This is a genomic window from Methylobacterium sp. EM32 (assembly GCF_040593685.1).
GTDB lineage: Bacteria > Pseudomonadota > Alphaproteobacteria > Rhizobiales > Beijerinckiaceae > Methylobacterium.
Genome location: NZ_JBEXZS010000179.1, coordinates 25,860 through 38,409 on the forward strand (window position 1 = coordinate 25,860; position 12,550 = coordinate 38,409).

10 protein-coding genes are annotated in these 12,550 nt (G+C 74.0%); 7 read left to right on the plus strand and 3 right to left on the minus strand.

All coding sequences use genetic code 11. The annotated features are described in order from the left end of the window. Positions 1 to 9: 9 nt before the first annotated feature. The 4 genes from ABZT49_RS24035 to ABZT49_RS24050 are packed head-to-tail and all read left to right on the plus strand — an operon-like array spanning position 10 to position 3,939. Positions 10 to 978 carry a VWA domain-containing protein gene (locus ABZT49_RS24035; RefSeq protein ID WP_355289662.1) on the plus strand — a complete coding sequence of 323 codons (969 nt, stop codon included), beginning with the start codon at positions 10 to 12 and terminating at the stop codon, positions 976 to 978. Beyond that, positions 975 to 1,895: a vWA domain-containing protein gene (locus tag ABZT49_RS24040; protein WP_355289664.1), complete on the plus strand. Its 921-nt coding sequence runs from the start codon at positions 975 to 977 to the stop codon at positions 1,893 to 1,895. Before ABZT49_RS24035 ends, ABZT49_RS24040 begins: the two co-directional genes overlap by 4 nt. After that, positions 1,895 to 2,719: a tetratricopeptide repeat protein gene (locus tag ABZT49_RS24045; RefSeq protein ID WP_355289666.1), complete on the plus strand. Its 825-nt coding sequence runs from the start codon at positions 1,895 to 1,897 to the stop codon at positions 2,717 to 2,719. Before ABZT49_RS24040 ends, ABZT49_RS24045 begins: the two co-directional genes overlap by 1 nt. Continuing rightward, entirely contained in the window at positions 2,713 to 3,939 is a 1,227-nt protein-coding gene (locus tag ABZT49_RS24050; RefSeq protein ID WP_355289668.1) for a hypothetical protein, read from the plus strand. Before ABZT49_RS24045 ends, ABZT49_RS24050 begins: the two co-directional genes overlap by 7 nt. Here ABZT49_RS24050 and ABZT49_RS24055 read toward each other — a convergent pair. Then, positions 3,927 to 4,796 carry a hypothetical protein gene (locus ABZT49_RS24055; protein WP_355289669.1) on the minus strand — a complete coding sequence of 290 codons (870 nt, stop codon included), beginning with the start codon at positions 4,794 to 4,796 and terminating at the stop codon, positions 3,927 to 3,929. The genes ABZT49_RS24050 and ABZT49_RS24055 overlap by 13 nt on opposite strands. Before the next feature lie 89 nt (positions 4,797 to 4,885). On the opposite strand from ABZT49_RS24055, the gene ABZT49_RS24060 reads away from it, so the two are divergent. The 3 genes from ABZT49_RS24060 (at position 4,886) to ABZT49_RS24070 (ending at position 8,064) form a co-directional block, all read left to right on the plus strand. Continuing rightward, positions 4,886 to 5,221 carry a metalloregulator ArsR/SmtB family transcription factor gene (locus ABZT49_RS24060; RefSeq protein WP_355289671.1) on the plus strand — a complete coding sequence of 112 codons (336 nt, stop codon included), beginning with the start codon at positions 4,886 to 4,888 and terminating at the stop codon, positions 5,219 to 5,221. A 78-nt stretch (positions 5,222 to 5,299) separates the two neighbouring features. Further along, positions 5,300 to 6,535, plus strand: a complete 1,236-nt coding sequence (locus ABZT49_RS24065; RefSeq protein WP_355289673.1) for an allantoate amidohydrolase — start codon at positions 5,300 to 5,302, stop codon at positions 6,533 to 6,535. A 251-nt stretch (positions 6,536 to 6,786) separates the two neighbouring features. After that, positions 6,787 to 8,064 carry an FAD-binding oxidoreductase gene (locus ABZT49_RS24070; protein ID WP_355289675.1) on the plus strand — a complete coding sequence of 426 codons (1,278 nt, stop codon included), beginning with the start codon at positions 6,787 to 6,789 and terminating at the stop codon, positions 8,062 to 8,064. A gap of 70 nt (positions 8,065 to 8,134) precedes the next feature. Here the strand turns inward: ABZT49_RS24070 and ABZT49_RS24075 are convergent, their stop codons facing one another. Both ABZT49_RS24075 and ABZT49_RS24080 read right to left on the minus strand, forming a co-directional pair. Continuing rightward, positions 8,135 to 10,093: a PAS domain-containing methyl-accepting chemotaxis protein gene (locus tag ABZT49_RS24075; RefSeq protein WP_355289677.1), complete on the minus strand. Its 1,959-nt coding sequence runs from the start codon at positions 10,091 to 10,093 to the stop codon at positions 8,135 to 8,137. 106 nt (positions 10,094 to 10,199) lie between these two features. After that, positions 10,200 to 12,341, minus strand: a complete 2,142-nt coding sequence (locus ABZT49_RS24080) for an ATP-binding protein (protein WP_355289679.1) — start codon at positions 12,339 to 12,341, stop codon at positions 10,200 to 10,202. Positions 12,342 to 12,550: the final 209 nt, after the last annotated feature.

Consider the following 12,550-nt stretch of genomic DNA (forward strand, 5'->3'; position numbering starts at 1 on the left):
GACCCGACGATGGCCGGCCTCGCCTCCCTCGATTTCGCCGCACCGCTGGCCGGGCTGCTCCTGCCGCTGCCGCTCCTCGCCGCGCGCCTCCTGCCGCCGCGCTCGGGCGGCAGCGGGGCGCTCGCGGTGCCGCCCTCCCTCGTCGCCGGGCTCGATCGCGGCGGGCCGCTCACCGTCGGTGCGCGCGGGCGCGCGGCTCTGACTTGGCTGCTCTGGGTCGCCCTCGTCGCGGCGCTTGCCGGCCCGCGTCTGGTGCTGCCGGGCGCGGCGCTGCCGGCCTCAGGAAGAGACATCGTGCTCGCCCTCGACCTGTCGGGCAGCATGGAGCGGATCGACTTTTCCCTCGACGGGCGCACCACCTCGCGGCTCGCGGCGGTCAAGCGCGTCGGGGCCGAGTTTATCCGCCGCCGGGCCGGCGACCGGGTCGGCCTCGTGATCTTCGCCGACCAGGCCGACGTCGCTGCCGCACCCTCCTTCGACACCCGCGCCGTTGCCCGGGCGCTGGAGGAGGCGCGGATCGGTCTCGTCGGCCGCTCGACCGGCATCGGCGACGGGCTCGGCCTCGCCTTGAAGCGCCTCGACGCCTTGCCGGGCCCGGCGAAGGTGGTGGTGCTGCTCTCCGACGGCGCCAACAATGCTGGCCAGACCACGCCGCGGGACGTGGCCGTGCTCGCCCGCGACCTCGGCATCCGGGTGCACACCATCGCGCTCGGCCCCCGCGACCTCGCCGACGCGAACGGCGAGCAGGACGTGGTCGATTCCGAGGCGCTTCGCGACGTGGCGGCGACGAGCGGCGGCCGCTTCTTCCGGGTGCGCACCACCGAGGACTTGGCGGGCGTGGCCGACAGCATCGACGCCCTGGAAGGCGGGCGCGACCGGGCCCCGCCGGTGCCCCTGCGCCGCGACCTGTGGCCGTGGCCGGGCGCGGTGGCGCTGCTCTCGGGCCTGGCGCTCCTGCTGACCCGGAGGGGGGCGTGACCGAGGCCTTCACCCTGCTCCGCCCCTGGTGGCTCCTCGCCCTGCCGCTCCTCGCCCTCCTGGCCTGGCGCGCCGCCCACCGCGCCGCACCCCTCGGCGACTGGGTCAAGGTCGTGGAGCCGCACCTGATGGCGGCGCTCCAGGCCCGCGGCGCGGTGCGGCCGGGGCGCCGCTCGAGCCAGGGGCTGCTGGTGGCGGCGGCCGCTCTCCTTACCCTCGGCCTCGCCGGCCCGGCCGTGGAGCGCCGCGACGTGGCGGGGTTCCGCAATCTCGATGCCGCGATCATCGCCCTCGACCTGTCGCGCTCGGTCGCTGAGGGCGGGCGCCTCGGCGAGGCGCGGGCGCTGGCTCAAGCGGTGGCTGAGGCCGCCGGCACCAAGGCGGTCGCGGTCATCGCCTACGCGGGCGACGCCTACCTCGTGGCGACGCCGACCACCGACCGCGACGCCCTGAGCACGATCCTGTTCGCCCTCGACGGCGCCACCGTGCCGGATCGCGGCAGCCACCCGGCCCGCGCCCTCGCGCTCGCCCGTCGCACCCTTGCCGAGGGCGCGGTGGTGACCGGCGACGTGGTGCTGGTGAGCGACGGCGGCGGCCTGGACGAGACGGCGTCCCGGGAGGCGGCGGCGCTCCGGGAGGAGGGCCACCGGCTGCACACCGTGCTGGTGACCGATCCCGCCCTGCCGCCGGAGGCGCCGCGGCCCGACGGCACCGGGCTCACCCGCCTCGCCGCCCTCGGCGGCGGCGCGGCCGGCAGCCTCGACGCGCCGGGCCCGGTCCTGGCCGCCATATCCGAGACGGTCGCCCGTCACCTCGCTGAGGGCGGCTACGCGGTGCTGGCCTGGCGGGATCTCGGCCGCTGGCTCGCCGGCCTCGCGCTGCTGCCGGTCCTGCTGCTCTTCCGGCGGAGCGCCTGATGCGGACCCCCCTCCTCGCTGCGGGCGGCCTCGTCCTGGCCGGGCTGATCGTCGAGCCCGCGGCGCTGGCCCGCCTCCTCCTCGCGGCCGGCCTGCCGGGCCCGGCCGCCGCCATCAGCGACGATCCGGCCTGGCGCGGCACCGCCCTCTACGCCGCCGGCCGCTACGCCGAGGCCGCCGCGGCCTTCGCGAGATTTCCCTACAACCGCGGCAACGCCCTGGCGCTCGCCGGCGACCTCAAGGGGGCGCTCGAAGCCTACGACGCGGCGCTCGCCCGCGACCCGGCGGACGAGGACGCGAAGGCCAACCGCGAGCTGGTGGCCCGCCTCCTCGACACGCCGGACGCCCCCGGCGGCCGCACCGCCGGACAGGCGAACGCGAAGGCCGATGCCGCCACCCGCTACGCCACCAAGACCGAATCCGACGCGGACGATCCCGGTACCGCCTCGACCGGCGACGGCCTCGCCGGCCACCGCGAGGCGTCGTCGGCCGCCGATTCACCGGGCAACTCGAAGGCCGCCCGCACCGGCCGGGCCGAGCAGCGGGCGGTCGATCCCGGGCGCGGCCAAGCGCGGGGCTCTGCCAGCGACGCGGAGGGCGGCGGGCGCCAGGGCGGCGGCAATGCCAGCGTGTCCGAGGTGGTGGAGCGCGAGGTGCGCCGGGTCTCCAAAAGCTTCGAATTGCGGGAGATCCGGCCCGACCGGCACTGGCTCGCGACCCTGACCGACGATCCCGGCCGCTTCGTCGCCCTGCGGATTCGGGCCGAGCAGACCCGCCGACGCGAGGCCGGCACCGCCGTGCAGCCGGGGAGCAACCCATGGTGAGGCGCGCCCTGATCGTATGGCTCCTGCTCGTCGCCTCGCCGGCGCTCGCCCTGGACGACGGCGACCTCGCGCTCACCGTCACCGCCGAGGTTCCGGGCGGGGCCGCGCCGTACCCGCGCGAGATGGTGCTGCTGCGCATCCGCGGCACCTACCGGGCGCAGATCGCGCTGGAGGACCTGCGCCAGCCGAGCCTGCCGCATTTCGGCTGGACCCAGCTCGGCCGCGACCGCTGGTTCCGCACCACGATCCAGGGCCAGGAGGCGCGCGGCTTCGAGCGCACCGTCGCGGTGTTTCCGCAAGGGGCCGGCCGCTTCGTCGTCGACCCCTTCGTGCATCGCCTGACCCTCGTCGATGGCGGCGAGCGCCGGCTGATCGAGGTGCGCTCGAACCCGCTGCCCCTCGATGTCGCGGCCTGGCAGGGCACGGGCGGGCCGGACGCGCCCGAGCCCTGGTGGCTGCCGGCGGAAGGCCTGACGGTGACCGATATCTGGGAGCCCGAGCCCGAGACGCTGAGGCTCGGCGAGCCGGCTCGCCGCACGGTGACGCTGGAGGCGCAGGGCCTCACCGCCGACGCCCTGCCGCCGCGGCCCACCTTGCGCACCCGCGGCATCCTCACCTTCGCCGGCCCGGTCGAGCGCCAGACCCGCATCACGCCTTCGGGCCCGGTGGCCCGGGTGACCTACCGCTGGGACGTGCGCCCGGGCGTGCCGGAGCCGATCACTCTCGCGGCGATCGCGATTCCGTGGTTCGACACCCGGGCGCGGGTGATGCGCGAGGCCGAGATCCCGGCCCGCATCGTCGGCGCCCGCGCGGCGGCGCCCGCGGCGGAGACGCCCCCTCCCCCGGCCTCGCCCTGGCGGGCGCTCGTCGCCGGGCTCGCCGCCTTCGGGCTGGGGTTGAGCGCCTGGGGCGTCTCGCGCCACCGCGAGGCGCCGCCCTTGCGGGCGCTCACGCGGGCGGCCCGGCGGCGCGACGCGCGCGGGTTCCACGCTGCCCTCAGCCACGCCGCCCGGCGCGACCCGGACCGCGCGGCGGCCTGGCGCGCCGATTCCGGCACCGGCCCGCGCCTCGCCGCCCTCGACGCGGCGTTGTTCGGGACGGGCGAGGCCCCGGTGCCGGACCTCGCCGGACTCGCCCGGGACCTCCGGTCGATCCGGGTCTCCGCCGCGAGGCCGGACGGCCTCGCCCCCCTCGACGGTCCACGGCCTCACGCCGGCTGAACCGAACCTGCCGCCGCGAGAAGGGGGTGCTCCGGCGGGAGGAGCCGGGCGCGGGTGGCATGGAAGGGGGTGCCGGCGGCAGCGAGAAAGTCCGCCGGCAGCGCGCCGTAGCGCGACAGCCGCGCCTCGACCGCGTCCCAGCCGACCGCTTCGGCGACCGCATAGGCGCGCAGGCCCTTCTCGATCCGCTCGTCGGTGTCGGCGAAGTTCGCGAAGTGCAGTGTCTCCCGATGCGGCATGTAGGCGAAGCGGATCGAGGGGCACAGGGCGAGGCGCCGGACAAAATCCCAAGTGAATCCGTCCACGGCGGCGGCAACGGAGGGCGCGACGACCGCGCATTGCTCCCAGCGGAAGAAGGCCTCGAACAGGTGAGCCCGCTCTGCCGGGCCCAGAGCCCGCATCCGGCGCACGGCGCGATGGCAGCGGTTCAGCGCGTCGAGGAGGAGCGGATCGACGTAAGTGTCCGTCCCGGCTGTCTCGCCATGCGCCAGGGTGAAGCGGTAGGTGGCATAGACCTCGACGCAGACCTGCCGGCTGATCTCGCGAAACGCCTCCGCGAAGGCGGCCAGGGCTGCGAGCCGGGCGCGCCTGTATGCCGGCCGGTGCAGAGCCGCGAGCGACAGGCCCAACCCGATCCGCTTCCCCCAGGCGAAGTAGCCTCCGGCCCACAGAGCGCCGTGCGCGGCGAGCAGCGGGAAGGCGTGATTGCCTCCCGAGTGGCGGAAGAGGTGGTGGTAGACCACGGCCCGCTGCACGAGATCGCGGCTCGCGCCCGCCATCACCTCCGCCTCGTGCCGCGCCGCCGCGTAGGCCCGGTCGAGCCGTCCGGTCGAGCCCGGTGCCACCCCATCCGCCATGACCTGCTCCTGTTTAGGCTGCAGCCTAATTTGCACAGGGTGGCGCGGCCTGGTATTTTGTCAACGGTCTAATTAGGCAGGAGCCTAAATTGTCGGACGGCCTGCAGGTGATGGCGGAGGCGCTGGTGTCGCCGGTCCGGCGCAAGATCCTGGCCTATCTCTCGGCCGGTCCCCTGAGCGCCGGGGAGATTGCGGCGCGGTTCGATATCTCGAAACCGTCGCTCTCGGCCCATCTCTCGATCCTGTCGGCGGCGGGGCTGATCGTGGGCGCACGCCGGGGCAACCGGATCGATTACAGCCTGGTCGAAGACAATCTGGTCAACAAGCTCGGCGCCCTGGTTCAGGAGGTCTGCCCGGTCGCCGGCCCGCTGCGGCGCGAGGCTCGCCGCAAGGCGGCGCGCCGGACCCCACCGGGGGAGGAGTGAGCCAGACCGTCACGGTTGCCTCCACCGGCACCGAGCCTGCATACCGCCCGCTCGATGCCAGCTGAGGCCGCGACCGCCATGACCGACATTCCCCGCCTCGGCGCCCGCGTGATGGCGCTGATCGACGACCTCGCCCGCCATACCGACGAGCCTGGCCGGCTGACCCGGCTCTACCTCTCGCCGGCCCACCGGGCGACGGCCGAGGCGGTGCTCGGCCGGATGCGCGAGGCGGGGCTCGCGGCGCGAATCGACGCCGCCGGCAGCGTGGTCGGGCGGAGGGAGGGGCGGGAGCCCGGGCTGCCGGCCCTGGTGCTCGGCTCGCACATCGACAGCGTGGTCGATGCCGGGCGCTACGACGGCCCCCTCGGCGTGGCGGCGGGCCTCGTCGTCGCCGAGGAGCTGCGCGGGCTCGAGCTGCCCTTCGCCCTCGAGGTGGTGGCCTTCGGCGACGAGGAGAACGTGCGCTTCCCGACCTCGCTCTCGACCTCGAAGGCTTGGGCGGGGCAATACAAGATGGAGTGGCTGGAGGGCCGCGACGCCGCCGGCACCCCCTTGCGCGAGGCGCTGGTGCAGTTCGGCGGCGACCCGGACGGCATCCCGGCCCTCGTCCGGAGCCGCGACGCGATCGCCGGCTACCTCGAGATCCACATCGAGCAGGGCCCGGCGCTGGAAGCCGCGGTGCAGCCGGTGGGGGTGGTCTCCGGCATCGTCGGGCTCACCCGGGCCCGCTGCACCGTGACCGGCGAGGCCAACCACGCCGGCACCGTGCCAATGGGCCTGCGCCGGGACGCCCTCGCGGCCGCCGCCGAGATGGCGCTCGCGGTCGAGCGCCTGGGCGAGGCGGTGCCGGGCGCGGTCGCGACGGTGGGGGCGCTCAGCGTCGTACCGGGCGCCGTCAACGTGATCCCGGGCCGGGTCGATTTCAGCCTCGACGTGCGCGCGCCCAACGATTCCGACCGCCTGGGCCTGTTCGCGGCGATCGAGGCCGAGTGCCGGGTGATCGCACAGCGCCGCGCGGTGGGCTTCGGCTCCGAGACCTTCATGGACAACGCGGCGGTCGCCCTCGATCCGGGCTTCCAGGCCACGCTCGACCGGGCGGCGCGGCGCCTCGGCTTTTCCCCCCTGCTCCTGCCCTCCGGCGCCACCCACGACGCGGTGGCGATGGCGGCGCTCGGCCCTTCGGCGATGCTGTTCGTGCGCTGCCGCGGCGGGATCAGCCACAACCCGGCCGAATCGATCACCCTGGAGGATGCCGACGCGGCGACGCGGGTGCTTCTGGGGGCGGTACGCGATCTGGCGGGGCTGGAGCCGTGAGGGCTGGTCCGGTCCACGAGCGCAGGACCATGGACGCTTCATCCCTCCCACCCTCGACCTCATCCTGAGGTGACCGGCGATCGAAGATCGAATGGATCTTCGATCGCCGGGCCTCGAAGGAGGGCTCCAGTTGTCTCCGCGATTCCTGGAGGCCTCCTTCGAGGCTCGCTGCGCTCGCACCTCAGGATGAGGTCGCGGGTGGGATGAAACGAAAGCAGGCGAACGGTCGTGAGCCGCGAAAGACATCTTCGATGCAGCAGGACGAGATGACAGCCGACATCGTGGTGGTCGGCGGCGGGATGGTCGGGCTCTCCTCCGCCATCGCCCTGAAGGATCGCGGGCAGGACGTGGTCCTGTGCGATCCCGGCGAGGCGCGGGCGCGCACCTCCTACGGCAATGCCGGCGTGGTCAGCCGCGGCTCGATCCTGCCGATGTCGGGTCCCGCCCTGTGGGGCAAGCTGCCGGCCTACCTGCGCAACGCCGATCCGGGCCTTCGCCTGCGCCACGGCCATCTGCTGCGGGTGCTGCCCTGGGCAGCGCATTTCCTCGCGAGCGCCCGCACCTCCGCCTGGCGCCGGGCCGCCGACGCGCTGGCGCCGCTCACCGACGCCGCCTATCCGGAGCACCGGCGGCTCGCCGACCGGGCCGGCGTGCCCCACATCTTACGCGAATGCGGCTGGGTGAAGCTCTACCGGACGGAGGCCGCCTTCGCGGGAGCGGCCCTGGAGCGCGAGATCCTGAGCCGGCACGGCGTGCCGTTCGAGATATTCGAGGGTCCGGCGATCCAGGCGCTGGAGCCGGCGCTGATCCGTCCCTTCGCCCGGGCGATGCTGCTGCCGGAGACTGGCGCCGTCGGCGATCCCGGCGGGCTGGTCGAGGCCGCCGAGCGGCTCTTGTCCGGCCTCGGCGGACGGACCTTGCGCACCACCGTGAGCCGCCTGGACCTTCGGGCCGACGGCTGGCACGTCGTGCATCCGGGTGGGACGGTTCGGGCGCGCCAGGTGGTGCTGGCGACGGGGGCGGCGGCGCACGAGCTGTCGCGGCCCCTTGGCTACCGCTTCGCCTTCGCGGCCGAGCGCGGTTACCATCGCCACTATGCCCTGCATCCCGAGAGCCCGGCCCTCACCCGCCCGGTCTACGACACCGGCGCCGCCTCGATCTTGTCGCCGATGGGCGAGGGCCGGGTGCGGGTGCTCTCCGGCGTCGAGGTCGCGGACCGCCACGCCGAGCCGGATTACCGGCAGATCGAGGCCGCGGCACGGGAGGCCGCCGGCACCGTCCGCCTCGGCCAGCCCCTCGACAACCGGCCCTGGCTCGGCTCGCGCCCCTCGACGCCCGACGGCCTACCGGTGATCGGCCCCGCCCCGCGCCATCCCGGCCTGATCTTCGCCTTCGGCCACGGCCATATCGGGCTCTCCACCGGCCCGATTACCGGGCAACTCGTCGCCGACCTCGCCACCGGCCGCACGCCTGCGATCCCGATGGCGCCGTTCGCGCCGGGGCGGCTACTCGGCTGGCCGCGGTTGTAGGGGGAGGTGCTCGCTTAGAAGCCGGCTAACGATATAGTTTCCTGAGGAAAATATTCGGCTTCTCCGAGCATCACTCCTCGAAGCGGATGCCGATCTCGCAGCCGTGCTGGCGCACCACATCGCAAGCGCGCTCGGCATGGCCCTCGACCTCGAGCCGGATCCGCGGCGGCAGGCGGACCGGACGTTCGAGGGCGAGCTTGGCGCCGGACTTCGAGAGGTTGAGCACGAGGCAGGACATCGCCTCCACCGGTCCCGATCCCGGCGGCAGCACGACCCGGCCGGTCAGGGAGGTGCGCGTCCGCTCGTCGACCCGCCGCTCCTCGATGCCGACCAGCCACTCGTCGAGGCTGCCGGCGATCTCGGCGACGCCGGACGCCGTGGTCTGGACGTTGGTGCTGACCGCCCCGGTGGTGGCGCGCTGCTGCTCGCTCGCCGCCGCGGTCTCGGCGACGAAGCCCTGCACGGCGTCGACCGCACTGCTGATCGAGCCCAGGGCCGCGGCGACCTCGCGCGACACGGTCTGCATGGCGCCGATCTCGCCCGAGATCCGCCCCGTGGCGGCGCTGGCCTGGCCGGCGAGGTTCTTCACTTCCGCCGCCACCACGGCGAAGCCCCTTCCCGCCGCCCCGGCGCGGGCCGCCTCGATCGTGGCATTCAGCGCCAGCAGGTTGATCTGCTCGGCGATGGCGGTGATCGCCTCGACGACGCCGTTCATCGCCTGCGCCGCCACGTCGAGCCGGGCGGTGGCGGCGCCCGCCACGCCCATCCGCTCCTGGATCTCGCCGACCGCCTGCTGCGACTGGCCCATCCGGGTGGCGATCGACGCCGAGGTCCGGTGCATCTCCTCGGAGGCCTCGGCCACCGACTGGATCCGGGTCAGGGTCTGCTCCGCCGCCGCGATCGCGCGGGCCCGGATGGTCATGCTGTGGGTGACGTCGGTGGCGAACTTGATGACCTTGCAGGGACGCCCGTCGAGGTCGAGGACCGGCGTGTAGGTGGCCTGGATCCACACCTCCCGGCCGCCCTTGCCGACCCGCTGGTAGACCGCGGAGGCGTAGCGCCCGGCGCGGAGGGAGTCCCAGAATTCGGCGTAGCTGCGGCTCGCGGCGTAGTCGGGCGAGACGAACAGGCGGTGGTGGCGGCCGACGATCTCGTCGAGGCCGTAGCCCATCGCCTTCAGGAAGTGGCCGTTGGCATCGAGGATGGTACCGTCCATGTCGAACTCGATCACCGCCTGCGAGCGGAGCGCCGCCTCGATCTTGCCGGCGGTGTCGGCGGCGTGCTGCTTGGCGGCGGTGATGTCGGTGGCGTACTTGACGATCCGGAGCGTGCGCCCGGCGCCGTCGAGGATTGGGTTGTAGGTCGCCTGGATCCAGATCTCCGAGCCGTCCTTGGCCCGCCGCTTGAACTCGCCCGCCTGGTACTCGCCGCGGGCGAGCCTCGCCCAGAAGTCGCGGTAATCCGGCCCGGCGGCCGCGTCGCCGGTGAGGAACAGGCTATGGTGGCGGCCGACGATCTCGGAAAGGCCGTAGCCCGTCGCCGCGAGGAAGTGCGGGTTGGCGTCGAGGATCGTGCCGTCGGGGGCGAAGTGGATCACCGCCTGCGAGCGGTTGATCGCGGCGATCTGGCCGGCGGCGTCGGCCGCCGCCTGCTTCTCGGCGGTGATGTCGAGGGCGAATGTCACGATCCGGACCGGCCGGCCCCGGGCGTCGCGCATCGGGTTGTAGCTGGCGCGGATCCACACCTCGCGCCCGCCCTTGGCCAGGCGCCGGTACTCGGCGTTCTGGACCTCGCCTCGGCGCAAGGCGGCCCAGAACGCCTCGTAGGCGGGGTCCGCCGCCTCGGCGGGGTCGACGAACAGCCGGTGGTGGCGCCCGCGCACCTCGTCGAGGCGGTAGCCCATCAGCTCGAGGAATGTCTCGTTCGCCTCGGCGAGCAGACCGTCGAGCCCGAACGTCACGATGGCCTGCGAGCGCTCGATGGCGTCGAGCTTGGCGGCTTTGCTGGAGCGGTGCGCGAGGGCGAACATGGGGTGTCCCAGACGATCGTGGGCTTGTTCTCCTCCTTGAAGCACCATGCCCTTAACGCCGTCTCACGCAACGTCATCCCGCGTCAGGGAGCCGCACGCGTCGTGCTCAGGGGCGGGCCAGCATCTCGCGGATGCGCGACGCCAGGGCCTCGACCACGAAGGGCTTGGTCAGCACCTGCATTCCGGGCTCGAACTGCCCGGTGCCGAGGGCCGCGTTCTCGGCGTAGCCGGTGATGAACAGCACCTTCAGGCCGGGCCGCCGCGCCCGGCCGGCATCGGCCATCTGGCGCCCGTTCATGCCGCCGGGCAGGCCGACATCGGTGACGACGAGGTCGATCCGCGCGTCCGATTGCAGCACCTTGAGGCCGGCCGCGCCGTCGGCCGCCTCGATCGCCGTGTAGCCGAGATCCTCCAGCACCTCGGCCACCAGCATCCGCACCGTCGGCTCGTCGTCGACGATCAGCACCGTCTCGCCCTGCTCCGCCCGGGGCGCCGCTGCCAGGGTCGCCGGCGGGCCTTCCGCCTCGCAGGCGCCGTGGTGGCGCGGCAGGACGAGGCAGACGCTGGTGCCGCGTCCGACCTCCGAGGTGATCCGCACCTGCCCGCCCGATTGCTGGGTGAAGCCGTAGATCATCGAGAGGCCGAGGCCCGTGCCCTGGCCGATCGGCTTCGTGGTGAAGAACGGTTCGAACACCCGGGCGATCACCTCGGGTGCCATGCCTGTGCCGGTATCGGCGACGCAGAGCGACAGGTAGTCGCCGGGCGGGATTCCGTGCCCGCGCGCCGCCGCCGCGTCGAGGCGCAGGTTCGCGGTCTCGATCGCGATGCGCCCGCCGTCGGGCATCGCGTCGCGGGCGTTGAGGCAGAGGTTGAGGAGCGCGTTCTCGAGCTGCGGCGGGTCGACGAGGACGGTCCAGGGGTCGGGGGCGCCGGTGACCGCGATCTCGATCGCCGGCCCGACGGTGCGCCGGATCAGTTCCTCCATCCCGGCCACCAGGCGGTCGACGTCGGTCGGCCGCGGGTCGAGGGTCTGGCGGCGGGAGAAGGCGAGGAGCCGGTGGGTGAGTGCGGCCGCGCGCTTCGCGGCGCCTTGCGCCGCCGCCATGTAGCGCTCGACGTCCTTGAGCCGGCCCTGCTCGATGCGGGTCTGCATCAGTTCGAGCGCCCCCGAGATGCCGGCGAGCAGGTTGTTGAAATCGTGGGCGATGCCGCCGGTGAGCTGGCCCACCGCCTCCATCTTCTGCGACTGGCGCAACGCCTCCTCGGCCCGCATCAGCTCGGCGCTGCGCGCGGCCACCCGCTGCTCCAGGGTCTCGGTGAGCGCCCGCAGCATCGTGGTGGCGCGGTCGCGCTCCGCCTCGACGGCGCGGCGCTCGTTCACGTCGATGAGGACGCCGGGGAAGCTCAGCGGCGTGCCGTCGGGGGCGTGGTCGACCCGCCCGTTCGCCTCGAGCCAGTAATACTGGCCGTCGGCGCGCCGGGTGCGGTACTGGTGGGCATAGGCGCCGCCGCGGATCACCACCGCGTCGATCGCCGCGATCAGGCCGGCCCGGTCGTCCGGGTGCACCGTCTCGATCACCTGCTCCAGGCTCAGGCCCTCGCGGCCGAGCGCCGGATCGAGGCCGAAGCTGCGGGCGAAGGCCTCGTCGACGGTGAAGCGGTCGTTCGGCAGGTCCCAGAACCAGGTGCCGATGATCGCGCCGGCCGAGAGGGCGAGCTGGACCCGGTCGATGTTCTCCCGGGCGACCGCCTCGCTCTCGCGCAGGCGCCGGGTCGCGATCACCTGGGCGGTGGTCTCGTTGGTGAGGATGAACAGGCCGGCGACGCGGCCCTCGCCGTCGAGCACCCGCGAGTAGGAGAAGGTCCACCAGGTCTCGGCCTCGCCCCGGTCGGTGCCGAGCGTCCACGGCAGGTCGACGAAGCGCCGGCTGCGGCCGGCGAAGGCGTCGTCGATGATGGGCTTCGCCTGCTCCCAGCCATCGGCCCAGACCCGGTCGAAGCGCTCGCCCATCGCCCAGTCGAGCCGGGGGCCGAGCAGCGGGAAATAGGTCTCGTTGAAGAAGAAATGCAGGTCCGGCCCCCAGGCCAGGATCATGCTCTCGGGCGAGTTCAGCACCAGGCTCAACGCCGTGCGCAGGGATTCCGGCCAGGTCTCCGGGGGGCCGAGCGGGTGGCCGGACCAGTCGCGCGCACGGATCATCGCGGCCGCGCGGCCGCCGCCGGCCAGGAACGGAAGGGGGTCACTCATCGGCGTCGGCGGCGGGCTCACCTGGGGATCGGGCGCCGCTGCGACAGGGCCCCGGCGGGTCTCGGAATCCGGTCGCGGGTCCGGACGCCGCGCGGCGCCCGTGGCGCCCGGGAAGACCCGGCCCGGAGGATTCCGCCCCTTATTGCCCGAAGCAGCCGATTCGGCAAAGCCGTTCGGCGCGGGCGCCTCCGCCATGGCAGGCCGGCCGC

Coding starts and splice junctions, on each gene's coding strand:
- ABZT49_RS24035 (WP_355289662.1), top strand. CDS start 10: ATGGCCGGCCTCGCCTCCCTCGATTTCGCCGCACCGCTGGCCGGGCTG.
- ABZT49_RS24045 (WP_355289666.1), top strand. CDS start 1,895: ATGCGGACCCCCCTCCTCGCTGCGGGCGGCCTCGTCCTGGCCGGGCTG.
- ABZT49_RS24050 (WP_355289668.1), top strand. CDS start 2,713: ATGGTGAGGCGCGCCCTGATCGTATGGCTCCTGCTCGTCGCCTCGCCG.
- ABZT49_RS24055 (WP_355289669.1), bottom strand. CDS start 4,796: ATGGCGGATGGGGTGGCACCGGGCTCGACCGGACGGCTCGACCGGGCC.
- ABZT49_RS24065 (WP_355289673.1), top strand. CDS start 5,300: ATGACCGACATTCCCCGCCTCGGCGCCCGCGTGATGGCGCTGATCGAC.
- ABZT49_RS24070 (WP_355289675.1), top strand. CDS start 6,787: ATGCAGCAGGACGAGATGACAGCCGACATCGTGGTGGTCGGCGGCGGG.
- ABZT49_RS24075 (WP_355289677.1), bottom strand. CDS start 10,093: ATGTTCGCCCTCGCGCACCGCTCCAGCAAAGCCGCCAAGCTCGACGCC.
- ABZT49_RS24080 (WP_355289679.1), bottom strand. CDS start 12,341: ATGAGTGACCCCCTTCCGTTCCTGGCCGGCGGCGGCCGCGCGGCCGCG.